This window comes from Mammaliicoccus sp. Q-M61, assembly GCF_022386055.1.
Taxonomy (GTDB): domain Bacteria; phylum Bacillota; class Bacilli; order Staphylococcales; family Staphylococcaceae; genus Mammaliicoccus; species Mammaliicoccus sciuri_A.
Map to the genome: position 1 here is coordinate 622,479 of NZ_JAJNJL010000001.1, position 26,006 is coordinate 648,484.

Genomic DNA, 26,006 nt, shown 5'->3' on the forward strand with positions numbered 1-26,006 from the left:
ATTTAATGTATTAACTTGCCTGAGAAAAGTAAAAATCCAAATGCTATACAATGGAATGTAATGAGAATTGCTACTATGTTCATAATGCTTGGATTCATCTTTATAGGATGTTTTTTACGCCATTGTTCATAATAGCCATATCCAATAAATAGCATTGCATGATATAAACCATACAAAATATAATGCCATTCAATACCGTGCCAAATACCCATAATAAAGAAATTTAAGAAAAATCCTAAATTAGATATTAATAATTTATCTTTTAATAATTTTTCTTTAGATACCCAAAATACAAATCGCATATATACGCAATCTCTAAACCAAAATGATAAACTCATATGCCATCTATTCCAGAAATCTTTAATATTTTTAGCTTTAAATGGTTGGTTAAAGTTAACTGGTGTTTGTACACCAAATAAATAACTAAATGCAATAGCAAATAAACTGTATCCCGCAAAATCAAAGAATAAATAGAAACTATAACCATACATATAATATAAGTAATTTAAAAATGTCGGATCCGTGTCTATTGGTACAACTTTTATCACATACTCATTAATGTAATAAGCAATAATATATTTATACAAGAATCCCATAAACACCATATGTATCGCTTTGATAAGCATGTCATAGTACTTTTCAGGTTCTATCGTCTTCTCTTCATCTTTAATAAATCGTTTATATCGATCTATTGGACCAGATGAGATTGTTGGAAAGAACGTAATAAAATCTATTAATTTCATCGTATCAATAGATTTAATACGACTATCACGAATTTCCATAATGAGTTGAATACTCTTAAATGCAATATACGATATTCCTAAGAATCCAATAAATTCAATGACTCTATTACCATGTATTGTAAGTTGATGTGTTCCAAGCCAGCTACTTTGTAATACTTTGACAACAATTAACGGTAATATAGATAACAATATTGCACTTACATATAACTTGAAGTTATTCGTTTTCTTTACGAGTGTGTTATAAGTTCTAATCAAAACAACTTGATAACATACGTACAATGCAAAGAAAATGAGTTGATAACTTAAATATTGATTATCGAATAAATTTTTACTGTCATCCGAAAATATTAACACAAGCATAATTAAGGTTATTATCCTATTGTAAATAAGACTTTTCTTACCGATTAATCCTAAAATAATTACGGGCAACATTAAGATTAAACAGATGTAGAAATAAGTAAAATCGCCATATGGTGTCATGAATTTAACCTCTCTAATACTTTGTTGCGATCTAATTTACCATTGGCCGTTAAAGGTAGCTGTTTAGCATAACTGAATTTTCTAGGAATCATATATTCTGGTAAATGTAATTTCAATTTATGTTTCAAATGCATTGTCATGTCATTTTCACTATCTAGCTCGTCATCCATTGGTACAATCGTTGCATGTAAATATTGGATTTTCTCACCATGTTTAATTGGTGAAATGACAGCTTGTTTAACATCTGGTAAATGTTCAAGTACGCTTTCAATTTCTTCAAGTTCCATGCGATACCCATTAATCTTAATTTGGAAATCAATTCTTCCGTTAATGAACCAATAGCCATCTCGATAAGACGCTTTGTCCCCTGTATGATAATTTAATTGGCCATCAATGATTTTAAACACTTTATTATGTTTTTCTTCATCTTTTAAGTAACCTTGGCTCACACTTTTACCAATAATAATTAATTCACCCTCATCTGTTAACTTCAATTCACTATTTGGGCGCACTTTGCCTATTGGTAAAGGTTTAAATTGATCCAGTATTTCTTGTGTGATTTGTATACTCGTTACAGCAACTGTAGCTTCAGTTGGTCCATATGTATTATAAATAGTTGATGTCGTAAACAAATCATGTAATTTCTGTGCTGTTTTATGACTTAATATTTCTCCACAGAAGAAGAACTGCTTTAATTTCGGATGATGTGTTTCATTAAAATTAGGCAATAAAAGACACATTTCTAAAAATGAAGGTGTAGATACCCAGCTTTCTACTGCTTTTTGTTCAAGTAATTCATATAATTGTTTAGGCTTTTCAATCATCTTCTTATCAACAAGTTGAAGTGTACCACCTGTCATTAAACATGGATAAATGGCCATAACAGACAAGTCAAAAGAAAACGGTGCTTGATTTAACCACATTTTGTACTCGCCTATTTGATTTAATTCCAGCATCCATTCTGTAAAATCAACAAGACTTTCATATCTTATTTGTACACCTTTAGGAAAACCTGTAGAGCCAGATGTAAAAATTGTATAAACAATATCTTTATCAGTTATTCTATTAAAATCTTGATCCACTGATTCAACAGCAAGTATTTCTTCTATTGTTATTTGATTTACATGTAAATTATTCAATAAATTTCCAGTTGTGTTCAAAATAAAAACAGGCTCAACCTTCTCAATGATATGCTCTATTCTTTCTAATGGAATAGATGTATCTATTGGAACGTAACCAATGCCTGCTTTCATACTCGCAATCATTCCCACAATCATATAAGGTGACATATGACCATAAAGTACTATAGGCTTTTCAGAACCTTTAATTAAAGTAGCTAATTTATTAGAATAAAGATCTAATTCACCATAGGTCATTACTTCATCTCTATAATTTATAGCAACCTTATCAGCATGCCACTTATTCATAAATGTTACTTTTTCTAAGATGTCATTCATAAAAGTTCTCCTTCATTAAAATTCATTATATATAAAATCATTACTTGCGCTTCCACCAGCGTAAATCCAAAATAACACAATCATGATTATTAAATAGAAAATCGTTAAACCAATCAGCTTAAAATTTTCAGAGTTTATAATATCCCTAATTTTTTCCATTGTTAATCTCCTTGTGTTTTAATTTTGTAATTATTCTATTTCATCATTATATTCTAAGCATAATGGAATATCAAGAATAATATGTAAAATTTTAGCAATATATGGCAATAAAAAGACAAACCAAAAATTTAATTCTTTTGGTTTGTCTTTTTTAGTTATTAATTTCGTTTAATTATTTTAACTTAACCGGTGTAATTGGTTCTTGGTTCGACATAATTTGTTTAGCATTATCTACGCATAGTTGCACCATTTTATCTCGCGTTGCAATTGAACTACTACCGATATGTGGCACAATGATCACTTGATCCATTTTTAAAAATGGATGATCATCTGAAATAGGTTCATTTTCAACAACATCTAATGCTGCACCTAAAATTTCTTGTTGTTCTATTGCTTCAATTAAATCAGATTCTACGATGTGACCACCGCGTCCGATATTAATTAAAATTGCTGAGTTTTTCATTTTTTTAAATGTTTCTCGATTGAATATACCTTTTGTTTCAGGCGTTAATGGCGCTGTACAAACTACGAAATCACTTTCATTAAGCAATTCATCCAAAGTACGATATTCAACGTTTAATTGCTGTTCAGCTTCTTCTTTTCTGGAGCGATTATGATAAAGTACTTTGCAATTAAAGCCTTTCAATCTTCTAGCAAAAGCTTCTCCAATTGAGCCCATACCATAAATACCAACTGTTGAGCCGTGGACATCTTTTCCTGCTAAAAGATATGGACCCCAGCTTTTCCATTCGCCATTATGTACATATTGAACCGCTTCAACAATTCTTCTTGCTGCTGTTAACATTAACGTAAAGCCTAATTCGGCAGTCGTTTCTGTTAAAACTTCTGGTGTATTTGTGACTACAACACCTTTTTCTTCAGCAAGTTTCACGTCAATATTATCAAAACCAACAGCTAAATTGACGACACCTTTTATGCGCGTTGCATTGTTAAAAAATTCATCATCAATTTGCTCGCTTAATGTCGTAATGACAATTGTAGCGTCTTGAGAACGTTCTAAAAATGCTTCTCTAGGCATTGGTTCTAATTCGCTGTTCCAAACATCTACTTCTGCATATTCTTTAATCTGATTGATAAAATTTTCTGGTAATTGTCTTGCAACAAGTACTTTCTCATTCATGTTCTCAGCTCCTTATGTGAATTTACTTAATAACTTCAAATAAATTCTTAACGCTATATGTTGGTAATACTTCTTTTTTATTAATTTCTTCTAAAGATGTTACACCCGTTTGTACATGTAATGTATCAATACCACTATTGATTCCAGCTAAAATATCAGTGTCATATAAGTCACCAATCATGACACAATCTTCTTTAGCATGACCAATTTTTTCAATAGCTTGTTCCATAATAATTGTTTCAGGTTTACCGATGAATACTGGCGTCTGTCCAGTCGATACACTTACAACGCTTGTCAATGAACCATTTCCAGGTAAAAATCCTCTTTCATTTGGAATTGATACATCTTTATTTGTAGATATGAATTTCGCGCCATTTCTAACGGCTAAACATGCTACTGAAAGCTTTTCATAAGAAATATTCACATCTAAGCCCATTACGACATAATCAACATGTTCATCTTCTTTCACAACTAATCCAGCATCTTTTAAAGAAGTTTCTAATCCACTTCCTCCTACCATATACACTGATGCGCCAGGAGAAGCTTCACTTATATATCCAGCCGTTGCCATTGCAGAAGTAATCACATGTTCACTTGAAGTATGAAAACCCATATTATTTAATTTTTCTGCTACTTCAGCAGGTGTTTTTGAAGAATTATTTGTAACGAATAAATAATCTTTATTATTTTCATTTAAATAATTTATAAATTCGATTGCACCTTCAATAACTTCCGTACCTTTATACATTGTGCCGTCTATATCAATAAAATAACCTTTATAATCTTTCATTTTTATCTCCTTCACCAAAAGCTGTTACGGGAACATTTTCATTTTCTAAAAAATGTTTTGTATCTTCAATTGCTTGTTTATAAAATGGTGTCGCAATTTCAAAAGCTTTTCTTAATTGATCATGATCAAGATTTTCATAATTTCGAATAAGTTCTTTCCTGTAATCAATAGATGTTCTAATTGCTTCAGCAGTTGAAGGTTGGAATACTTTTTCAAGTTCCATAATATCAATCACATCTTTATAATTACCAGGATCTCTTAAAATAAATGCATCAATAATCAAATTCCCAATATCGACTACAGATTCAATCATCATATGTGCAATTCTTTCTAAAGCATATGGAGAATTTTTCTCGCTTTCAAAATCTACCGTTAATTTTTCTAAATAATTTAATTTTAAAGTTAAAGTTTTGCTATCTACGAAATACATGTAGAAGACCTCCTATCCATATATCATCATATCATAATTTTGAATTGTAGGGCATTGCTCTGTATACTATACAAGTAAAGAAAGATTTTTAAAAAGGAGTCGCTAAACATGATAGATATGTTCTTATATGATGAGCAAGATGAAGCGAAAATACAATTTGTAGGATTTGTCGGTGAACACAGTCGCTATGACTTAACACTAATTTATACAGATAGACATTATGGAAAAACAATGGTACTCAATACCCAAAACAATACATTTGGTATTATTGGTAAAGATGACTTAGAAGAAGAAGGCTATATTAGTCACATCCTCGGTTTAACAGAAGAAGAAGGCGAAGAAGTAACAGAATATTTACATGATGTTATAGATATATAGATTTGAATTAAGTATGTGATTAATATAGTGTGAGCGTTATTAGCAGTTCTGGCCGAAAGTGCTAATACTGATACCGTTATTAGCAAGTTTTGCCCAAAGTGCTAATAAGAAGTCCAGTAATGACAATTCTCAGTAGTTTTGTAAATAAGGCACTGCATAGTTACACTTCGACCGATTTTTGTAATTATGGACACCCATAGTAACACTTCCGCCGACTTTTGTTACTAACGCACCCGTCATTATAAACAACTTCATTCAAAAATATTCACAATCTCACTATAGCTCAATAAAAAAAGAGCCCGGAATTTTCCGGGCTCTTTCGTTTATAAATAATCTTTTAAAGTATTTTTAGATGTAGGTTGTTCTTCAATTACGTCTTCTTCTATTTCTACTGTTTCAGCTTCTTGTTGTTTATTCTGTTGTTCTTGTTTAGTGTTTTGCTGAATTGTTGGCTCTATTTTAACGTCTTCTAATTTATGTTCTTCGTCTATGAAAGTTGCTTCTTCTGCTGTTAATTTAGATATCTCAGATTTAGATAATCGTCTCAATACAAAATATTTACATCCAAAATTACAATACTCTAATATATAATCTTGAATAGCAGAGAATCGCTTATTTGCATCACTTTTTTTATTAGAATCATGATAAAAGCCTTTTAAACGAAGTTGCTCGTAACCAAAGTCACCAACAATAAAATCATATTTATCTAGAATTTCAGAATAACGTGATGTAAATTGTTCTTCATTGAAAGATTTCTGATCATCTTTAATCACTTCAAAATAGTTATTTTCTATTTTAGTTAACATTCAATCACCTTATTAGTTATTAAGTGCTTGTTCACCTAGAATATGTTTTTGTTTAGCAGCTTCATTAACTTGTTCATCTGCGTGATAAGAACTACGTACCATTGGACCAGCTTGGCAATGTTTAAAGCCTTTTTCCATCGCTACTTTTCTTAATTTACCAAATTCTAAAGGTGTGTAGTATTTTTGAACATTTAAATGTTTGCGTGATGGTTGTAAATATTGACCGATTGTCATAATATCTACGCCGTTTGCACGTAAATCATCCATTGTTTCATAAATTTCTTCAACTGTTTCACCAAGTCCAACCATTAAGCTAGATTTAGTAGGAATATCTGGGTACATTTCTTTAGATCTTCTTAAGAATTCTAATGTACGGTCGTATTTTGCACGTGCTCTAACTCTTGGTGTTAAGCGTCTAACTGTTTCGATATTATGGTTTAAAATATCTGGTTTAGAAGCCATTAATGTTTCTAAAGCTTCATAACTACCACCCATATCTGATGGTAATATTTCAATTGTAGTATATGGATTTAACTCTCTTACTTTACGTACTGTTTCTGCATAAACGTTAGAACCAGCATCTTTCAAGTCATCTCTTGCTACAGCTGTAATTACTACGTGTTTTAAGTTCATAAGTTGAACTGATTCTGCTACACGTTGTGGTTCATCTAAATCTAACTCATTTGGAAGACCTGTTTTAACTGCACAGAAACGACATGCTCTCGTACAAACTGCACCTAAAATCATAAATGTAGCTGTACGTCTTTCTCCCCAACATTCGTGAATGTTTGGACATTTAGCTTCTTCACAAACTGTATGAAGATTCTTCTCACGCATCATTTTCTTCAAGCCTGTGTAATTCTTATTCGTGTTTAATTTTATTTTTAACCAGTCTGGTTTACGTAATATTTCTTCATTTTTAGTAGCCATATACGTGAACACCCTTCTATTATTAATTTTCATCTTTATATATTATAACGAATATAAGTATAAATTTAAATGCTCATTACACTTTCTTTTCATGTTGTAATAACTTTTGTTCAAAAATATTTCTTAAAAACTCTGGCATAATATAATTTATATTCATATCTTTCAATATTGGGAAGTATCTTCCGAATGTGTACATATCAATTGTACCGAGCTTATATTGTTCGTGATCTTCTATTTCTTTACCATTCACAAAACATTGACCTGTAGACTCAATATAGCCGATATTTTTAAATACGTAGCCTCCAAAGATATCTCCTCTAAAGCCAAATCCAAATGCTACTTCATCCATATAGGACTGTTCCATCGCTTTATAGATAATTTGTTTAAGTTCCGCACCTCTTAAATCTACTGAAACAGTGTTTATAGGATGCGGTAACATTTGATGAATATCGTATTCTGTTAACTCATTACCCGTCTTACCTTTAACGATAAGACCTGCATTAATAATTGCACAGTCTGCTCCTGTAAATTCTAATACACTTTCGCATAATAAATCTGTTGTATAACTTGCACTGTTAAGTCGTCGTGGTAATGAAAAATTACCTTTAAGAATCGGTTTATTTAATAATGCCTTACCTTTTTCTTCATAATCATTTGGTACTTCTTCAATTAAGTCAGAATTAATAATTTCCGCTTCTTTATGAATAACTTTTTGATTTTCAATGATTAAATCTACTTTACCAACATAATGCCCATATTTACCAGCTGCAGCCATCAACACACCATTTTGTTCTTCGCCATTTTCAAAATAATGATGTGTATGTGCGCCGAAGATAACGTCAACTTCCGGACATTCTTTGCAAATTTGCTCATCAAAGAAGATGCCGACATGACTTAATACGAGGAGTACATCATACGATTCTTCCACTTGTTCGATTTCGTTCTTTAGCGCAAGTAATGGTGACGTCACTTTCCAATCAAGTCTTTCATAAATATGATTAAAAGGTGCTGTCAAACCAATCATACATACTTTAATACCATTAATATCTTTAACAACATGAGAAGTTATATGATTTGGTAAATTGCCATCTAAATCAAATAAATTGCAACAAGTAACATCGAACTGAGCTTCATCATATAAGTGGTTTAAGGCATCATGAGATATTGTCATACCTTCATTGTTACCTATTGTTACAACATCTACGTGACTGTCATTTAAAATATTAACATTTTCTCTACCTTGTGATGCTTCTGTTAAAGGATGAAATAAATCTATATGATCACCTATATCAATATATAGAGTATCATGCTGACAACGACTTCTTTCATCTTTAATATACTGAGATATTTTGGCATATGTATTTAAATGACTGTGTATATCATTTGTATGAAATATCGTGAGCTTCACAAATCCAACTCCTTATAAAACACTTTTTATAATCAAATATATACCTAAGATTAACATTGTAAATCTTAAAATTAAAACGACAGTGTCTGACTTCATTCTACTATTTATTCTTACACCAATTTTTGCACCAAAGTAACTTGAAATAATCAATACAATCGCATGTACCCAAAGTACATTACCTTGCACAATGTGGCTGACAGAACTTGATAAACTTGAGAAGAATATCATCATCATACTTGTACCAACAGCAACATGTGGTGGGAATCTAAAAACAATAATCATCAATGGAGTCATCAGTGCACCACCACCGATACCGAATAAACCAGTCGTTATACCAACAATAAATGATGAAACAATAGCAACAAACGGTGGTACACCGTATTTATGATGTTCGCCATATCTATCTGTAAAAGATTTTAAATACTTTTCTTGTTGGAAATACTTTATTGGTTTCACATGATTACGTATCATTAATACGATAGAAATAAAGATTAAGAAAATACCAAAGTACAAATTAAATGAATCTAAAGTAAAATACTTACTTAAATATGCACCGAGTAAAGCACCCGGAATGATACCAACTAAGAATATCAATCCATTTTTTACATCAACTTGCTTCGTTTTCAAATAGCCTAATGTTGCTGTTAAACCCGTTGTAATTAAAATAACGGATGATGTACCAATCGCTCTTTGTGGTGTCATACCAGACAATAATTGATGATCTATACCGAAATATACGAGTGACGGAACAATAATAATTCCGCCACCAATTCCAACTAACGCCCCTAATATTGCAGACGATACACCTATAATAATTAACACTAAATATGCCATACCTGTCACCTCTAAAATAATTTAAGTTGCTTAGGCGCTAAACCTTCGTATTCTATATCTAATAACTTTTGGTAAGTTTTGGCATTTTGTGCAGCATGTCCACCAGAATTATTATTAAATACTACATAAACATCTTTCGCTTTATGCTCTAAAATTTTAACTTTATCAGCTAACTCTTTAAGTTCTGCTTCATTATAATTATATAAATATCTGACATCACGCCACTCTTGATCTGTCATATCTTTCTTCGTCCATCCGTTTACATTTCGACCATGATAACGGACGAAAGCAACATCATGCGTAATGCGATTAATAAGTGGTATAGACCCTTCTCCACTCTGCGGTTCATCACAAACACTGTGAATAAATTTCATTTCGGTTAAAAATTCCAACGTATACTCTTTAACATCTTCTTTAAACCAAGTACGATTACGGAATTCGATACAAACGTCAAAATCTTTTAATTGCTCACGTACATAACGTAAATAATTAATATTTTGAGGCTGTAAATCAAACCAAGGTGGAAACTGTACGAGAATCATCGCTAACTTTCCTGATGCTTTCAACGGTGCCATCGAATCTTTAAATAAATTAAATAATGTCATTTTGTCCTCAGCAAAATCAGTTACCTCAGCATGACCTGTTAACGCCTGATGAATCTTAACAACAAACTTGAAATTATTAGGCGTTTCCCGTATCCATTTTTCAATATTTCGTTGTGGTTGAATTGCATAATAAGTTGCATCTAATTCCACAATAGGAAAATGAGCAGCATATGCTTTTAACTTATCTTTTTTATTAGACAGGTCCTCATATAAAGAATCATGATCTCCCCATCCAGTTAGGCCAATTTTTATCATATCTCATCACCATACTCATCATACCACACAGAGTATTTATAGTTCAGTTTGTTTGATTAAAATTATGTAAAACTATGAATGAGCAGTAAAGAATCGTATGTCACTCGTTACACTTCTTATACGTTTTGTAATTATAGGTCGACTTAGTTACACTTCCACAGACTTTTGTTACTATGGGCTGTCTTAGTTACACTTTCTCCGACTTTTGTTACTATGGACGCCCTTAGTTACACTTCGACAGACTTTTGTTACTATGGGCCTCCTTAATTACACTTCGCTCGACTTTTGTTACTATGGACCTCCTTATTTACACTTCCACAGACTTTTGTTACTAAATCCACCATTCTTTACAACTCATAAAAAATAACGGCTATGACAATCAATAATGTCCTAGCCGTTTTAAATATTGTATTCCAAAAATATTATTTAGTAACTTGTTATATTAAAGCATTTATATGATTTATTGTTTAGTCACTTTTTCATACTCTGATTTACTGATATATTCTATAAAATAAACCCACTTACCTTTGTGATCAATTTTGACATATTTTTCAGAAGGACTATATCCTTTAAAGTCCAATAAGTAGTTATTTTTATGACCATTTTCATCATAAGATTCTATATCTTTATAATCTTGGATATCTATTATTTCTTGTTTACTTAGATGTTCTGCATCATTAGTACTTGGGACTATAGCATAACTCCAACCTCTTTTAACTAATGGATTTATTACATCTATTTTTTCATCAATATTTTTCATCGTAAATAAAATTATACAAATGACCATAATGCTTGCTATTAATGTATAAATTAATTTTTTCATTATTAAGTTTCACCTCTTCTTGCATCTTTCAACAAATAATATTTACACCAGTTAATCAGTATCACGATAGAACGTAATTTCAATAAAATAATTAAATTCAAGACGTCTTAAGAATAATATATTTAATTCATAATATTCTGTCAATTACTTTTTATACAATTTTTTACAATTAAAACCCTCGCTATTTGTTTGTTGATAGCGAGGGTTTTGTGGTATATTTAATTTATTCGGATACCTTACATAATGTTATTTAATGATGGCCGTCATTGTATAATTTTTATGGTTAAGGTATTTTTTTCTGCGTTTTTATTCATTGTTTTGTCTCCTATTTTAATTTCAATACTTGTCCGATTTGTATGACATCTGATGTTAATCCGTTCAATTTCTTTAATGTTGCTACGGTAACGCCTGTTTTTTGACTGATACTCCATAGTGTATCTCCTGCTACGACTGTATATGTTGTTGGCTTCGTATTAAGGTCACCGCCGTTAATGCCTTCTGCTAATGATTTTGTATATGCATTTAAATTATTTTTAATGTAATTCATATCTTTTGTTGAGGTAATAAATCCTAATTCTACTAATCGGTAATTGATATATTCTGCTTTAGCAACGTTACAATGTAATAGGTCACTTCTTTCTGTAATGCCTCTAACAGTACCTACATGTTTTTTCACGGCTGCTTGTAATGCTGTATCAATACTGTCTGCTGCTAATCCACTTGGAATAATAACATGACCTCCTGTAGCTGATGCGGCTGCTGAATCTAAATGAAATTCTACTACAATTTCATAACCTTGTGATTTAACCCAATATAATCCGTAATCTGTTTTATTTCCGACTTGTTCGCCGTATGCTGTGTCTTGATACATATCTTGGTCTTTACCATATATTCCTACTGTATGACCTGCTTGTTTTAAATAATTTGCTACTCTGTCTACGATATTTGCTCTAATAAAATCTCTTTCATTTGTTCCATTTCCTACTGCGCCTGGATCATTATATCCATGCCCTGCTACAATCATAATTTTTCTACTCATTTTAACGGCTCCTTTATTGTTCGATTTGTCTAATTTTTGATTAAGTTTGGATATGTCATAATTTTCAATTGGCATACCACTGCACACTCTTGTTTCTTCTTTAGAAATGTCTTCACCTTTTTGACGTAATTGGATATGCAAATGTTCACTCATCGGATTATTGTCATAATTACTATTGCCTTGTAATCCAATAATGTCGCCTTGAATGACTTTATCACCTTTAGAAAATTGCAATGTATCTCTTTGCATATGTCCGTAAATCCAATCATTGCCATTACTATCTCTAATCTCAATTGTCCCTCCGAAATTACCAAATGGTTCACTTAATATAACTGTTCCACTTGTAACTGCTGGAATTTGATTCGTTTCATTACTATAGACATCAAATGCTCTATGATAACCACTACAATAGGCATCATAATTTATACCATCTTCTGTGTAATTTCTGTATCCATAGTTCTTCGGATATTGATCGTACGTTCTTGGGTCAGATGAAATTTCCCATCCTTTTTTAGTTAAATATGTTATAGCTGTTAACATTCAATCATCCTTTCTTATTTTTATTTTTTACCAGATTCTTTTAAGAACTTTTCTTGTTCACGTGATTGATTTGTAAAAATGAATGTGTTTTTCCAAATACCATAAAGCACAAATACAATAGGTATCCCTGTGTTTAATACGTTCATCCACGCATTTAACTTTTGAGGGTTCAACCATTCTACCGAAATACCAGATGCATTTAATGCTAAATATAGTGCACCTAAGAACCCACCTATCATTGCGATAAATTGTTTAACTTTGTCTGGATCAATTGGGATTCTGTTATCTTCTTCGGAATAATTCAAATTTACTTTATCTGTTTTGAAGTTCATTTTAACCATGTGTATCACCTCCTTGGTTACACTATAATATAACTTTTGGTTGACGTCAATAACTTTTAGTTATATTTTTCTGCAAAATTATTGATAAAATATAACTATAGGTTATAATAAAAGTATCAATCATATAAGGAGCGGGAAACTTATGGTGTCTCAAAATAAACTCTCTGAACAAATAAGTTTATTAAGAACGAAAAATGGATGGACGCAACAAAAATTAGCAGATGCGTTACAAGTTTCAAAACAATCCATTTCATATTGGGAAACAGGAAGAAAAGCACCAAAGATGAAGAAAATAGAAGAAATGGCAAAGTTATTTGACGTGAGTGTCAGTTATATTTTAGACGGGGAAGCTAAACAAACTTATAACTCTACTGCAGAAACGATTGCCGCACATTTAGATGGAGAATTAACAGAAGAAGAATTGAAGAAAGTATTAGAATATGTTGATTTTCTAAAGCATCAAAACAAATGATTTATTAAATGGATAATATGGTGGGGATAATTTGAATAGATATGAAAAAACACTTATCAATAATGAACACATCGTGATTAAAGAAACAAGTAACCTTCCGAATCAACTGAAAGGTTTATATGTAGATGGATTAATTTTATTGAAAGATGATTTATCTAACAAAGAAAAGTTAGAAGTGCTAGGAGAAGAGTTAGCCCATCATGATATATCTTATGGAGATATTCTCGATACAAGCGAATTATGGAAATGGAAATTCGAGCATAAAGCAAGAAGATTAGGATTTGAAAAAATTATACCTTTAAAAAGTATTGTGCAAGCATATCAATCAGGTGTCCATAATAAATTTGAACTGAGTAATTATTTAGACGTATCTGAAGGTTATATAGATGAAGCTTTAGAACATTACAAACAAAAATATGGATTAAGTACATGGTATGATCATTATTTAATAAAGTTCAACCCACTTCAAGTTTACGAATATAGAGAAATCAATTAAAGGCTGAGACGTCATTGTCTCAGCCTTTAATCATGTTATAAATATACGTTATATTTACCATTCTGCAATGCTTCCATCTTTATGTCTCCAAATTGGGTTATGCCAATCATGCCCGACTTCCGCCATTTTTCTGACATGTGCTTCATCTATTTCTACACCAAGGCCAGGCTTTTTAGGAATATCTACATATCCATCTTTAAATTCAAATACTTCTTTGTTTGTAATATAGTCTAGAATATCACTGTCTTTATTGTAATGAATGCCTAAGCTTTGTTCTTGAATAAAAGCATTGTGACAAGTTGCATCTACTTGTAGACATGATGCTAAAGCGATAGGTCCAAGTGGACAATGAGGTGCAGCACCTATATCATAAGCTTCTGCCATAGAAATAATTTTTTTACATTCTGTTATACCACCAGCATGTGATAAATCAGGTTGAATGATATCGACAAATCCACTTTCTAAAATAGGTTTGAAATCCCATCTAGAAAATAGTCTTTCACCAAGCGCTATAGGGATCGTTGTCGTTTGACTAATTTCTCTAACCGCTTCTATATTTTCACTTAACACAGGTTCTTCTATAAACATTGGATTGTATGGCTCTAATTCTTTCGCTAAGACTTTAGCCATTGGTTTATGAACACGCCCGTGAAAATCAATTCCAATACCTAATTGATTGCCAGCTGCTTCTCTAATGCCAGCTACACGTTGAACAACACTTTCTATCTTGTCATAACTATCTATATACTGTAATTCTTCAGTTGCATTCATTTTGATTGCTTCAAAACCATTTTCAAAAGCTTTTTTAGCAGCGTTCGCAGTATCTTGAGGTCTGTCGCCACCAATCCATGAATATACTTTCATAGATTCTCTACATGCCCCTCCTAATAATTCATGAACAGGCGCGTTATAATATTTACCTTTAATATCCCACAATGCTTGGTCTATACCTGAAATGGCACTCATTAAAATTGGACCACCTCTATAAAAGCTACTTCTATACATCATATTCCAGTGATCTTCAATATTTAAAGGATTCTTGCCAATCAACTGTTGCATAAATTCATCAACCGCTGCACCAACAGTCTGTGCTTTACCTTCAATGACAGGTTCGCCCCATCCGACGATACCTTCGTCCGTCGTAATTTTTAGAAACAACCAACGCGGTGGTACTTGAAACAACTCATAGTCTACAATCTTCATGTTATCACTCCTCTTTAATGTACTTTTTTATAAAATGCTTGTGCTTTTTGTTCTAGTTCCTCAAAATACGCTTTATTCGTTTCTACTTTCGTATTAACTAAAGCACTTCCTAAACCGACACCAACAGCTCCCGCTTCAATAAAGTCTGTAACATTGTCTATACTCACACCACCTGTTGGTAAAAGTGGAATATGCGGTAATGGACCTTGTAAATCTTTAATATATTTAGGACCTAAACTTGTTGTTGGAAAGACTTTAATAATATCTCCACCGTATTCATAAGCTTCTAAAATTTCTGTTGGTGTTAAAGCACCTGGTATACTTACGGCACCGTATTTTTTACTCATGCGAATCGTATCTTTATCTACTGTTGGCGACAATATAAACGTTGCACCACTTAAAATAGCTAATCTTGCCGATTCTGCATCTAAGACTGTACCTGCTCCGACTACAACTTTATCCTTCATTTCATTAGAGATCAGTTCAATAGATTCTAACGCTTTAGGTGAATTCATCGTAACCTCTATCGCACGAATACCTGCTTTATATAATGTTTCTACGATTGGTAAAATATCATTTGGATTTGCATTTCGTAAAATTGCGATTAATTTAGTTTCTTTGATTGTTTGTAGTGTATCTATTTTAGACGCCTCCTTATCTAATCACATCATCTACATGACCTGTATGTTTCATTTGTTCAATTTCTTCTTTAGTTGGTAAGCCTTCAACATCACCTTTAACTGTTGTCACAAGTGCACCTGCATTACAAGCCTGTTCTGTCGCTTCATGAATGGATAATCCTTCGATAATACCTGCGATTAAACCTGCCGCAAAGCCATCTCCAGCACCAACAGGATCAACGACTTCTATTTCTTTTGAAGCTTTTGCATAACCTGAAATATCGTTATGTACATAGTAAGCACCTTTACTTCCTAATTTAACAACTACAGTTGATGCACCTAAATTAATAATTTCTTGGGCGATTTCTTCTTCAGATTGTGTATTGAATAAAAATGCCCCTTCACTCGTTCCTGGCAACACAATATCACTTAGAGCGATTAATTGTTTTAATGTTTCTTTTGCTTCATCTTCAGACCATAATTTAAGTCTTAAGTTTGGATCGAAAACAATTTGTAAGCCTAATGATTTTGCTGTCGAAATGAGCTTAAATATTGTCTGTTTACAAGATGCACTCAAAGCAGGCGTAATACCTGTGACATATAAATATTTAAATTGAGCGACATAACTTTCATCTATATTTGCTTCAGACATTAGACTAGCTGCTGAACCTTTTCTATAATAATGGACGCGTGTTTGATCTTGTCGAAATTTCTCTTTAAGAAAAATGCCAGTTGACGCCTCAGATATTAATTTTACAGAATCTACATTAATACCTTCACCACGAACAAAATTTAAAATCTTCTGTCCTAATTCATCATTTCCTAATTGACTGATCCAGCCAGTTTTAACACCAAGCTTTTCTAACCCAATAAGCGTATTTGTTTCAGCCCCAGCTATATGCGTTGAAAAGTCTTGAGCATAACGCATTGGTCCTACTTCTTTAGGTGCAAACACAACCATCGTTTCTCCAATAGACAATACATCCATCTTCATGACCCTCCTTATAACTTAATAGCCGTCTGCGTTGTATAAACGTGCAGATAAACCACCATCAATGACTAAGTGTTCACCTGTCATCATTTCAGAATCATCAGATGCTAAATATTGCGCTAATTTACCTATATCTTCTGGTTCATTAATTCTTGATGTCGCGTGTAAATCTAAGACACCTTGTCTCACTTCATCTTCGTTTTCCATTGAATCAAACCAATTTTTTAAATGTGATGTGTTCGTAAATCCAGGACATATCGCATTAACACGAATATTGTATTTACCTAAACTTAATGCCATACCTCTTGTCATCGCATTAACGCCACCTTTAGCTGCAGCATACATATCAGTATCTGGTAAAGTCGCGATTGAGTGGTTTGAAGAAATATTGATAATAGAACCGCCACCTTGTTTCTTCATTTCTGGGATGACATGTTTAGAACATAAGAATGTTCCTCTTAAATCAATATTGATAATAGAATCCCAATCTTCAACTGTTGCTTCTTCAATTGATTTAAACACTGTGATACCTGCATTATTAACAAGTGTGTTGATTTTTCCATAATGATTCACTGTTTCGTTAACCATATTAATAATACTTTCTTCTTTAGATACATCTGTTTCAACAAAGTATGCGTCGCCACCGTTATCGATTATTTCTGCTACTGTTTCTTTACCAAACTCTGGATCAATTGTCGCAACGACTATCTTTGCGCCTTTACTGCCAAGTTGTTTTGCAATACCTTTACCGATACCTTTTCCTGCGCCAGTTACAATAATGACTTGTTCATTTAATTCACTCATTTATAATTCCTCCTTATATTCATTTATTTGGTTTTGGTAATGAGAATATTTCTTCTACAATTAAAGATGCTGCGCCAATCGTGTATAAATCGTCCCCTAAAGCAGAAGTTACGATTGGAGTCCCTTTCGCATCTTCCCCCATTACTTTTAACCGAATGATTGCTTTAATTTCTGGTAGTAAGAGATGACTAATTTTTGTTAAACTACCACCTAATACAATAAATTTTGGTCCAAATAAATTGATTAATATTGCAAAGCCTAAACCAAGATTCCTACCAACTTCTTTAGCAATTTGGACACATAATTCATCGCCTTGATTCACTGCCCCATAAAAATCTTCAATACTTAATTCATCAATTTCAGACTGTACATTTAATATTTGACTTTTAAGACCAATTTTTAATTGACGCTTAATCATTTTTAAAATTGCTGTTTCTGAAGTCAATGTTTCTAAACAGCCATAATTACCGCAAGAACATAATGGACCATCTGGATCTATCGTGACATGTCCAATTTGACCTGTAATATGATGATTGCCTCTTAAAATCGATCCATTATTGATAATACTTGCACCCACACCATAATCCACGATGACCGATATAAAGTTTGTTTCTTCTTTGCCTTGACCAAACCACATTTCCGCATGTGCTGCACTATTACAATCATTATCAATTAAGACCATCAAGTCTGTTTCAGATTCTAATATCGATTTAATTTCGATATTTCTCCATCCTAAGTTTGGCGCAAAGATATTTGTACCATTTTGAGTATCGACCAATCCGTGCATGCCTACTCCAATACCTAGAACTTCAATTTGTTGCGCTGAATATTCTTCTGCAATTAAACGAATTTCTTGTCCTAAATAAACAATCATGTCATTCGGATCTTTTTGTAAATCCATTTCTATTTGTTTCTCAAATAGGATTTCCGCTCTTAAATTGCTGACAATAATACTCGTTCTATATGCACCAATTTCTAAACCAATCATCACTTTTTTCTCTTTATTAATATCAAGTGGTATAGGTTGTCTGCCTCTAACTTTTCTTTCCATTGCCTTCTCTTCTATCCATTGTTCATCAATTAATATTGAAACAATTTCTGAAACTGAAGGTCTTGATAAGTCAATTTTATTCGCAATTTCTACTCTAGAGATTGGTCCATACTTTTGAATCGTCCTTAATACAAGTTGCTTATTATAATCTTTCATTAAATTAATATTGATCCGAGATGATTGCTTCACGACACCCCTCCTTAACTTTAAGTAAATTAAAATAACTAAATAGAATATATTTATTCATATATTACTTGATTTTCTATTTGAAAAGGCTTACATTAATAATTAAATCAGATTCAAAGTGTAATTACAACTTTTTTAGTTATCTTAAATAATTAAATACCATCAACGAGCTTCAACCTTTTATTTTAACTAAAGTTTCTGATGGCGTTATTCAAATTACATGGGGGTAATAAAATGGAAGCAAGCAATTATAGAACGAAGTTAATTTTCTTCCTAGGTGCTTTAGGTGGATTGCTTTACGGATATGACACAGGTGTTATATCTGGCGCGTTGCTTTTTATAAAAAATGATATACCACTCACAAGTTTCACTGAAGGTTTAGTCGTGAGTTCAATGTTAGTCGGTGCAATATTTGGCTCAGGATTCAGTGGACCACTATCGGATAAACTCGGTCGAAGAAAGCTCGTATTTGTTATTGCGATTGTCTTTATCGTCGGTGCATTAATTCTATCATTAGCACAATCAATGATTATCCTAGTTATAGGTAGATTTATAATCGGGTTAGCAGTCGGCGGCTCTACTGCGATCGTGCCAGTCTATTTATCAGAAATGGCACCTACTGACACGAGAGGTTCTTTAAGTTCATTAAACCAACTGATGATCACAATAGGTATTCTTGCTTCATATTTAGTCAACTATGCGTTCGCAGATATGGAAGCTTGGAGATGGATGGTTGGATTAGCAGTTGTACCTTCTGTCATCTTAATGATCGGTGTTTACTTTATGCCAGAGAGCCCTAGATGGTTACTTGAACATAAAAGTGAAAAAGCCGCTAGAAAAGTTATGGCAATTACAAGAAAACAATCAGAAATTGATAAAGAAATTGATGAAATGAAAGAAATCATTCATATATCAGAAAGTACATGGACAGTCTTAAAATCCGTTTGGCTAAGACCTGTACTTGTTATAGGCTGTATATTTGCACTACTGCAACAAATCATCGGCATTAATGCCATCATTTACTATGCACCAACAATCTTTAGTAAAGCAGGTTTAGGAGATGCAACAGCTATTCTTGGAACAGTCGGCATCGGATCAGTCAATGTAATTGTAACGATATTTGCAATATATATAATGGATAAAATTGACCGTAAAAAACTACTCATTACAGGTAATATCGGTATGGTTTGTTCATTACTTATTATGGCAACACTCGTATGGACAATCGGATTACATTCAACAGTCGGCGCATGGATTATTGTCGCATGTTTAACATTGTTCATTGTTTTCTTTGCATTCACTTGGGGACCAATCTTATGGATCATGTTACCAGAACTATTCCCAATGAGAGCAAGAGGCGCAGCAACAGGTATCGCGACATTATCCTTATCAATAGGTAGCTTATTAGTCGCACAATTCTTCCCACTGCTCACATCAGTAATGGGAATCGAACAAGTATTTCTAATCTTTGCAGTCATCGGTATACTTGCAATGATATTTGTCATTAAATACTTACCAGAAACAAGAGGCAGAAGCCTTGAAGAAATCGAAGTAGACTTAAGAAATAGAACATCATCCGTTACATTATCTAAAATTGATTAAGTCATAGAAAACCCCGTAGAAATTCTACGGGGCCATCTTTATATGGTAGTATTATAAATCCAAAATTCACTTCTTCTCTATCATTATAAATAAGGCATAAAACATTAAGAGTACTGAAATACCTAATATAATAGAAATGATTGATAATATAAAATTAAAATCATAAACTATATCTCCAGCAACAATTAACACTGTTCCCAAAAATAAACAAGTAGCAAATATGTATGAGATTTTAGCTATATTTTCTGGCTTTACTTTATCATGCTCTATAGAAGCAATAATATTTATATTTTTAGATATTGCAACGTATATAGAAATGGTTAAAGAAATTACTAATATACATATATCTAGTATGATATTAAACACTGTCTACCTCCATTTACTTGTTAGCTTTATTCCTTTTATAATCTTTGATTAAGTAAAATAAATGTGAAGCACCTAAGCAACAAAAAATAACTATAACTATATTAACAATTATACATATCATATTCGAATTAGGTAAATACGAAAACAAAAACACAAATGGTATAAAGCATATAATTTCTAGTATTGTTATATTTTTAAAAATTTCTTTTAAGTTATTCAACATTGATCACCTCATTATGATAACCTTGTAAGACTTCATTTTATATTTCCTTAATTTGTAAAAATAATACCACAAACATATAAATAGGTATATATTTTCTATATTAAAAATATCTCCCATCGATTTTGTTAAGTGCTGACGCCTGAGGGAATAGTATGAGTGAGAGACTATAGGCTCGAACCATACCCTAGGCAAGCATGCACGAACAAAATCGAAGATTACTTTATAAACATATTATCTAAAATAGATTAAGAAATAGAAAAACCCTGTATAAGTTCTTACGACTAAGAACTTATACAGGGTTATTTTATCTATAAATATTGTCTTACACAGTTTAATTGGTATTATCCAATTGAACCTTCCATTTCGAATTTGATTAGACGGTTCATTTCTACTGCGTATTCCATTGGTAATTCTTTTGTAAATGGTTCGATGAAGCCCATTACGATCATTTCAGTTGCTTCTTCTTCTGAAATACCACGGCTCATTAGGTAGAATAATTGTTCTTCAGATACTTTAGAAACTTTCGCTTCGTGTTCTAATGAAATGTTATCGTTCATGATTTCATTGTAAGGAATTGTATCTGATGTAGATTCGTTATCCATAATTAATGTGTCACATTCAATGTTTGAACGTGCGCCAGTTGCTTTACGTCCGAAGTGTACTTGACCGCGGTAAACAACTTTACCACCATTTTTAGAAATTGATTTAGAAACAATTGTTGATGACGTATTAGGCGCTTTATGAATCATTTTTGCACCAGCGTCTTGAACTTGTCCTTTACCTGCAAGCGCGATAGATAAAGTCATACCTCTAGCGCCTTCTTCAAGTAAGAAACAAGATGGGTATTTCATTGTTAATTTAGATCCTAAGTTACCATCAATCCATTCCATCGTACCATTTTCATATACGAAAGTACGTTTAGTAACTAAGTTATAAACATTGTTAGCCCAGTTTTGGATTGTTGTATAACGGCAGTATGCATCTTTCTTAACGATAATTTCAACTACAGCTGAGTGTAATGAATTAGTCGTATAAACAGGTGCTGTACAACCTTCTACATAGTGTACTGAAGAACCTTCATCAGCAATAATTAATGTTCTTTCAAATTGACCCATGTTTTCAGAGTTAATTCTGAAGTAAGCTTGAAGTGGTGTTTCTAATTTTACGCCTTTTGGTACGTAAATGAATGATCCACCAGACCAAACTGCTGAGTTTAATGCTGAGAATTTATTATCTGCAGCTGGAATAACACTTGCGAAATATTCTTTGAATAATTCTTCATTTTCACGTAATGCTGAATCAGTATCTTTGAAGATAATACCTTGTTCTTCTAAGTCTTGTTCCATGTTGTGGTAAACAACTTCTGATTCATATTGTGCAGATACACCTGCAAGATATTTTTGTTCTGCTTCAGGAATACCTAATTTATCGAAAGTATTTTTGATTTCTTCTGGTACTTCATCCCATGAACGCTCAGAACGTTCTGATGGTTTAACGTAGTACGTGATTTCATCAAAGTTTAACTCTGTTAAATCGCCACCCCACATTGGCATTGGCATTTTGTAAAATTGTTTTAATGATTTCAAACGAAAATCAAGCATCCATTGTGGTTCGTCTTTCATTTCAGATATTTTTTTAACGATTTCTTCTGTTAAACCTCTACCTGAACGGAAAATAGAAACGTCTTCATCATGGAAGCCATATTTATAATCTCCAACTTCTGGTGATTTTTTAGCCATTTTCTTCACTCCTCTTTTATAATAGCGTTCGCCCATTTTTCAAAAGTTACGCGTTATTTTGCTCTTTTGTTCCTTTTTCAAATGCTTTCCATGCTAAAGTAGCGCATTTGATTCTTGCTGGGAATTTAGATACACCTGATAGTGCTTCTATATCGCCCATTTCTTCTGTAATATCGTAGGATTCACCAAGCATCATGTTTGAGAATTCTTGACTCATTTCTAATGCTTCTTCGATTGTATGACCTTTAACCGCTTCAGTCATCATAGATGCGCTAGACATTGAAATAGAGCAACCTTCACCTTCAAACTTAGCATCTTTAATAACATTATCTTCTACATCTAATGTTAAGCGGATGCGATCTCCACATGTAGGATTGTTCATATCTATTGTTAGAGAGCCATCTTCAAGAACGCCTTTATTACGAGGATTCTTATAGTGGTCCATAATGACAGAACGGTATAGTTGATCTAAATTGTTAAAATTCATAAGAGAAAAACTCCTTCGCGCCAATTAGTGCCTGAATGAGTTGGTCAACATCTTCAGTAGTATTATAAATATAGAAACTTGCTCTTGCTGTTGATGATTGGTTTAACCATTTCATTAATGGTTGTGCACAATGGTGACCTGCTCTTACAGCTACGCCTTCAGAATCTAATGCTGTTGCTAAGTCATGTGGGTGAACACCTTCTACATTAAATGTAATTAATCCAGCTCTTTTATCAGGAGTAGGTCCATATATTTCAAGTCCATCAATTTTAGACATTTCATTGTAAGCATAATTCACAAGATCATACTCATGTTGATGAATGTTATCTAAACCGATAGCATCAATATATTTAATCGCTTCAGCTAAAGCAATTGCTTCAGCAATAAGCGGTGTACCAGCTTCGAATTTCGTTGGTAAGTCAGTCCATGTTGCATCTTCTAATCCAACAAAATCAATCATATCTCCACCAAATTCGATTGGTTCCATCTTATCTAATAAATCACGTTTACCATATAAGACACCTATACCAGTAGGGCCTAACATTTTATGACCACTAAAGCTAAAGAAGTCTACATCTAAATCTTGAACATCCACTTTCATGTGTGGTGCTGACTGTGCACCATCTACTGCAATAACAGCATTATGACGATGTGCGACTTCTGCAATATATTTAACATCATTGATTGTACCTAATACGTTAGACACATGAGCGACTGCGACAATTTTAGTTCGATCATTGATCGTACTTTCAATTGCCTCTCTTTCAAGTTCGCCACTTTCTGACATTGGAATAAATTTAAGTTTAGCACCTGTTCTTTTAGCAAGCTGTTGCCATGGCACAATATTCGCATGATGTTCCATTTGTGTGACAACAATTTCATCACCTTCAGAAACATTTGCATCACCGTAACTATGCGCCACTAAGTTGATTGCTGTTGTAGTTCCTCTTGTGAATACAACTTCTTCAAAATATTGTGCATTTATAAATCTTCTAACAGTTTCACGTGCTTTTTCATAAGCATCCGTAGCAAGTGTACCTAGTGTATGCACACCTCGGTGAACATTAGAGTTATAACGGTTGTAGTAATCTACAATGCTATCAGTGACTTGAGTAGGTGTTTGACTTGTGGCTGATGAATCTAAATACACGAGTCTACTACCGTTAACTTGTTGTTCTAATATCGGGAAATCTTTTATAATTTTTTCTACATTAAATGTTGATTCGGCCACATTATCAGACCTTTCTGTGCCTTTTTTATATTTGTGTTGTTACTTTTAATTCAATAACTTCACGTAATTGACGTTTAACGTCTTCGATTGGCAATGCAGATACAACTGGATCAAGGAAACCGTGAATAACTAAACGTTCTGCTTCTTCACGAGAAATACCTCTACTCATTAAGTAATAAAGTTGAGTTGGATCTACTCTACCTACTGAAGCTGCGTGTCCTGCTGTTACATCATCTTCATCAATTAATAAGATTGGGTTTGCATCTCCACGTGCTTTTTCAGATAACATAAGAACACGAGATTCTTGTTGAGCATCTGCTTTCGTACCACCGTGTTTGATGTAACCAATACCATTAAAGATTGAAGAAGAACTATCTTTCATAACACCATGTTTCAATATGTGACCATTAGATTCTTTACCATATTGAATGATTTGTGTTGTGAAGTTTTGTTTTTGTTCTCCACGACCAACTACGACTGTTTTTAAGTTACAGTTTGAACGGTCACCCATTAAATAAGTCGTGTTGTCGTTAATTGTACTACCGTCATTCATTAAACCTAAAGCCCAATCGATTGTCGCATCAGCTGCTGCTGTACCACGACGGATAATGTGACCAGTAAAGCCTTTATCCATGAAATCAACTGTACCGTAAGTAATGTTTGAGTTTGCACCAGCAATTACTTCAGAAACGATGTTTAATTGACCTTCGTTTGAAGATACTGTAGATAAATAGTTTTCAACGTAAGTTAATTCTGCACTTTCTTCAGTTACGATAATCGCATGGTTGAAGAAACTTGCATCGCTATCATCATGTAATACAACGTATTGAACAGGGTCTTCTACAACAACGTTTTTAGGTACGTATACAAATACACCACCGTTAACTAATGCTGCGTGTAAAGCTGTTAATCTATGTTCATCAACTTTAACTGCGTCTGTCATGAAGTATTTTTGTACTAAATCACTATTTTCAATTAAAGCTGTTTTTAAATCTTTAATTACAACGCCTTGTTCGACTAATTTTTCATCTACTTTAGTAAAAGCAGGTGTATTATTATGTTGAACAATTAAGTTTGTAGCATTTTCAGTATCGATAATTTTACGAACTGATTCTGGTAAATTGTCGATAGTATCAAATGTTTCACTTGTAACAGCATGTGTTTTGAATGAATCAAAATCCCATCTGTCAATTTTTGTTTTGTCTGGTTTAGGCATTTCTAATGTATCTAATTTTTGAAAACTTTCTTTTCTTAAATCAGTCATCCATTGTGGTTCATTTTGAGATGCTGAATAATTAACTAAGTCTTCAACGTTAATATTTAACTTTGTTTCAGTTGCCATTTATACTCCTCCTACTTGACTATCATGATCATAT

28 protein-coding genes and 1 pseudogene are annotated in these 26,006 nt (G+C 32.7%); 4 read left to right on the plus strand and 25 right to left on the minus strand.

Going from position 1 to position 26,006, the window contains the following annotated elements:
• Positions 1-2 precede the first annotated feature (2 nt).
• The 6 genes from dltB to LQ677_RS02975 all read right to left on the minus strand — a co-directional run bounded on the left by dltB (position 3) and on the right by LQ677_RS02975 (position 5,200).
• The gene (gene dltB / locus LQ677_RS02950; protein WP_239748090.1) at positions 3-1,223 is read right to left on the minus strand and encodes a D-alanyl-lipoteichoic acid biosynthesis protein DltB; all 1,221 of its coding nucleotides are present in this window, start codon (positions 1,221-1,223) and stop codon (positions 3-5) included.
• Positions 1,220-2,680, minus strand: a complete 1,461-nt coding sequence (dltA, locus tag LQ677_RS02955) for a D-alanine--poly(phosphoribitol) ligase subunit DltA (RefSeq protein WP_239748091.1) — start codon at positions 2,678-2,680, stop codon at positions 1,220-1,222. The genes dltB and dltA overlap by 4 nt, the downstream gene beginning before the upstream one ends.
• 15 nt (positions 2,681-2,695) lie before the next feature.
• On the minus strand, positions 2,696-2,839 hold the full coding sequence (locus LQ677_RS02960) for a teichoic acid D-Ala incorporation-associated protein DltX (RefSeq protein WP_078099933.1): 144 nt from the start codon (positions 2,837-2,839) through the stop codon (positions 2,696-2,698).
• Between the two features lie 172 nt (positions 2,840-3,011).
• Entirely contained in the window at positions 3,012-3,980 is a 969-nt protein-coding gene (locus LQ677_RS02965; RefSeq protein WP_239748092.1) for a 2-hydroxyacid dehydrogenase, read from the minus strand.
• Between the two features lie 22 nt (positions 3,981-4,002).
• Entirely contained in the window at positions 4,003-4,770 is a 768-nt protein-coding gene (locus LQ677_RS02970) for a TIGR01457 family HAD-type hydrolase (protein ID WP_025904399.1), read from the minus strand.
• Positions 4,757-5,200 carry a DUF86 domain-containing protein gene (locus LQ677_RS02975; RefSeq protein ID WP_025904398.1) on the minus strand — a complete coding sequence of 148 codons (444 nt, stop codon included), beginning with the start codon at positions 5,198-5,200 and terminating at the stop codon, positions 4,757-4,759. The genes LQ677_RS02970 and LQ677_RS02975 overlap by 14 nt, the downstream gene beginning before the upstream one ends.
• 108 nt (positions 5,201-5,308) lie before the next feature.
• Here LQ677_RS02975 and LQ677_RS02980 point away from each other — a divergent pair, with 108 nt between their 5' ends.
• A complete protein-coding gene (locus tag LQ677_RS02980) occupies positions 5,309-5,578 on the plus strand; it encodes a DUF3055 domain-containing protein (protein WP_025904397.1) in 270 nt (89 codons plus the stop codon).
• 428 nt (positions 5,579-6,006) lie between these two features.
• On the opposite strand, the pseudogene LQ677_RS02985 reads toward LQ677_RS02980, so the two are convergent.
• The 8 genes and pseudogenes from LQ677_RS02985 to LQ677_RS03020 form a co-directional block, all read right to left on the minus strand.
• Positions 6,007-6,384 (minus strand): annotated as a pseudogene (locus tag LQ677_RS02985) (YutD family protein); the annotation flags it as partial.
• Positions 6,385-6,396: 12 nt separating this feature from the next.
• Complete coding sequence (gene lipA, locus LQ677_RS02990; RefSeq protein ID WP_025904395.1) at positions 6,397-7,314, minus strand: lipoyl synthase; 918 nt, start codon at positions 7,312-7,314, stop codon at positions 6,397-6,399.
• A 76-nt stretch (positions 7,315-7,390) separates the two neighbouring features.
• Positions 7,391-8,722, minus strand: coding sequence for a bifunctional metallophosphatase/5'-nucleotidase (locus LQ677_RS02995; RefSeq protein ID WP_239748093.1), 1,332 nt, complete (start codon positions 8,720-8,722; stop codon positions 7,391-7,393).
• Between the two features lie 12 nt (positions 8,723-8,734).
• Complete coding sequence (locus LQ677_RS03000) at positions 8,735-9,556, minus strand: sulfite exporter TauE/SafE family protein (protein ID WP_025904393.1); 822 nt, start codon at positions 9,554-9,556, stop codon at positions 8,735-8,737.
• Between the two features lie 11 nt (positions 9,557-9,567).
• Complete coding sequence (locus LQ677_RS03005) at positions 9,568-10,416, minus strand: DUF72 domain-containing protein (protein WP_058591496.1); 849 nt, start codon at positions 10,414-10,416, stop codon at positions 9,568-9,570.
• Positions 10,417-10,876: 460 nt separating this feature from the next.
• Positions 10,877-11,239: a YxeA family protein gene (locus LQ677_RS03010; protein WP_025904391.1), complete on the minus strand. Its 363-nt coding sequence runs from the start codon at positions 11,237-11,239 to the stop codon at positions 10,877-10,879.
• Positions 11,240-11,564: 325 nt separating this feature from the next.
• On the minus strand, positions 11,565-12,818 hold the full coding sequence (locus tag LQ677_RS03015) for an N-acetylmuramoyl-L-alanine amidase (RefSeq protein ID WP_239748094.1): 1,254 nt from the start codon (positions 12,816-12,818) through the stop codon (positions 11,565-11,567).
• A 20-nt stretch (positions 12,819-12,838) separates the two neighbouring features.
• Positions 12,839-13,159 carry a phage holin gene (locus LQ677_RS03020; protein WP_078099932.1) on the minus strand — a complete coding sequence of 107 codons (321 nt, stop codon included), beginning with the start codon at positions 13,157-13,159 and terminating at the stop codon, positions 12,839-12,841.
• 142 nt (positions 13,160-13,301) lie between these two features.
• On the opposite strand from LQ677_RS03020, the gene LQ677_RS03025 reads away from it, so the two are divergent.
• Both LQ677_RS03025 and LQ677_RS03030 read left to right on the plus strand, forming a co-directional pair.
• Complete coding sequence (locus tag LQ677_RS03025) at positions 13,302-13,631, plus strand: helix-turn-helix transcriptional regulator (protein ID WP_025904388.1); 330 nt, start codon at positions 13,302-13,304, stop codon at positions 13,629-13,631.
• Between the two features lie 31 nt (positions 13,632-13,662).
• Positions 13,663-14,127 carry an ImmA/IrrE family metallo-endopeptidase gene (locus LQ677_RS03030; RefSeq protein ID WP_025904387.1) on the plus strand — a complete coding sequence of 155 codons (465 nt, stop codon included), beginning with the start codon at positions 13,663-13,665 and terminating at the stop codon, positions 14,125-14,127.
• A 54-nt stretch (positions 14,128-14,181) separates the two neighbouring features.
• Here the strand turns inward: LQ677_RS03030 and dgoD are convergent, their stop codons facing one another.
• Genes dgoD through LQ677_RS03055 form a run of 5 tightly spaced genes read right to left on the minus strand, consistent with a single transcriptional unit; the run spans position 14,182 to position 18,985 of the window.
• Positions 14,182-15,330, minus strand: a complete 1,149-nt coding sequence (dgoD, locus tag LQ677_RS03035; protein ID WP_204170704.1) for a galactonate dehydratase — start codon at positions 15,328-15,330, stop codon at positions 14,182-14,184.
• 14 nt (positions 15,331-15,344) lie between these two features.
• The gene (locus LQ677_RS03040) at positions 15,345-15,971 is read right to left on the minus strand and encodes a bifunctional 4-hydroxy-2-oxoglutarate aldolase/2-dehydro-3-deoxy-phosphogluconate aldolase (RefSeq protein ID WP_239748107.1); all 627 of its coding nucleotides are present in this window, start codon (positions 15,969-15,971) and stop codon (positions 15,345-15,347) included.
• A gap of 13 nt (positions 15,972-15,984) precedes the next feature.
• The gene (locus LQ677_RS03045; protein WP_126476596.1) at positions 15,985-16,938 is read right to left on the minus strand and encodes a sugar kinase; all 954 of its coding nucleotides are present in this window, start codon (positions 16,936-16,938) and stop codon (positions 15,985-15,987) included.
• A gap of 21 nt (positions 16,939-16,959) precedes the next feature.
• Positions 16,960-17,745 carry an SDR family NAD(P)-dependent oxidoreductase gene (locus tag LQ677_RS03050; RefSeq protein WP_107565548.1) on the minus strand — a complete coding sequence of 262 codons (786 nt, stop codon included), beginning with the start codon at positions 17,743-17,745 and terminating at the stop codon, positions 16,960-16,962.
• Between the two features lie 19 nt (positions 17,746-17,764).
• Positions 17,765-18,985, minus strand: coding sequence for an ROK family transcriptional regulator (locus LQ677_RS03055; RefSeq protein ID WP_239748095.1), 1,221 nt, complete (start codon positions 18,983-18,985; stop codon positions 17,765-17,767).
• 231 nt (positions 18,986-19,216) lie between these two features.
• Here LQ677_RS03055 and glcP point away from each other — a divergent pair, with 231 nt between their 5' ends.
• Positions 19,217-20,584, plus strand: a complete 1,368-nt coding sequence (glcP, locus tag LQ677_RS03060) for a glucose transporter GlcP (RefSeq protein ID WP_126476598.1) — start codon at positions 19,217-19,219, stop codon at positions 20,582-20,584.
• A 66-nt stretch (positions 20,585-20,650) separates the two neighbouring features.
• Here glcP and LQ677_RS03065 read toward each other — a convergent pair whose 3' ends face one another.
• The 6 genes from LQ677_RS03065 to sufD all read right to left on the minus strand — a co-directional run bounded on the left by LQ677_RS03065 (position 20,651) and on the right by sufD (position 25,972).
• The gene (locus LQ677_RS03065) at positions 20,651-20,950 is read right to left on the minus strand and encodes a hypothetical protein (RefSeq protein ID WP_159315262.1); all 300 of its coding nucleotides are present in this window, start codon (positions 20,948-20,950) and stop codon (positions 20,651-20,653) included.
• A 13-nt stretch (positions 20,951-20,963) separates the two neighbouring features.
• Complete coding sequence (locus LQ677_RS03070; protein WP_126476600.1) at positions 20,964-21,173, minus strand: DUF6007 family protein; 210 nt, start codon at positions 21,171-21,173, stop codon at positions 20,964-20,966.
• A gap of 341 nt (positions 21,174-21,514) precedes the next feature.
• Positions 21,515-22,912: a Fe-S cluster assembly protein SufB gene (sufB, locus tag LQ677_RS03075; RefSeq protein ID WP_025904379.1), complete on the minus strand. Its 1,398-nt coding sequence runs from the start codon at positions 22,910-22,912 to the stop codon at positions 21,515-21,517.
• Between the two features lie 46 nt (positions 22,913-22,958).
• Complete coding sequence (sufU, locus tag LQ677_RS03080) at positions 22,959-23,399, minus strand: Fe-S cluster assembly sulfur transfer protein SufU (protein WP_025904378.1); 441 nt, start codon at positions 23,397-23,399, stop codon at positions 22,959-22,961.
• Positions 23,389-24,630, minus strand: coding sequence for a cysteine desulfurase (locus LQ677_RS03085; protein WP_239748096.1), 1,242 nt, complete (start codon positions 24,628-24,630; stop codon positions 23,389-23,391). Before LQ677_RS03085 ends, sufU begins: the two co-directional genes overlap by 11 nt.
• A 25-nt stretch (positions 24,631-24,655) precedes the next feature.
• A complete protein-coding gene (gene sufD, locus LQ677_RS03090; protein WP_037588816.1) occupies positions 24,656-25,972 on the minus strand; it encodes a Fe-S cluster assembly protein SufD in 1,317 nt (438 codons plus the stop codon).
• Between the last annotated feature and the right edge of the window lie 34 nt (positions 25,973-26,006).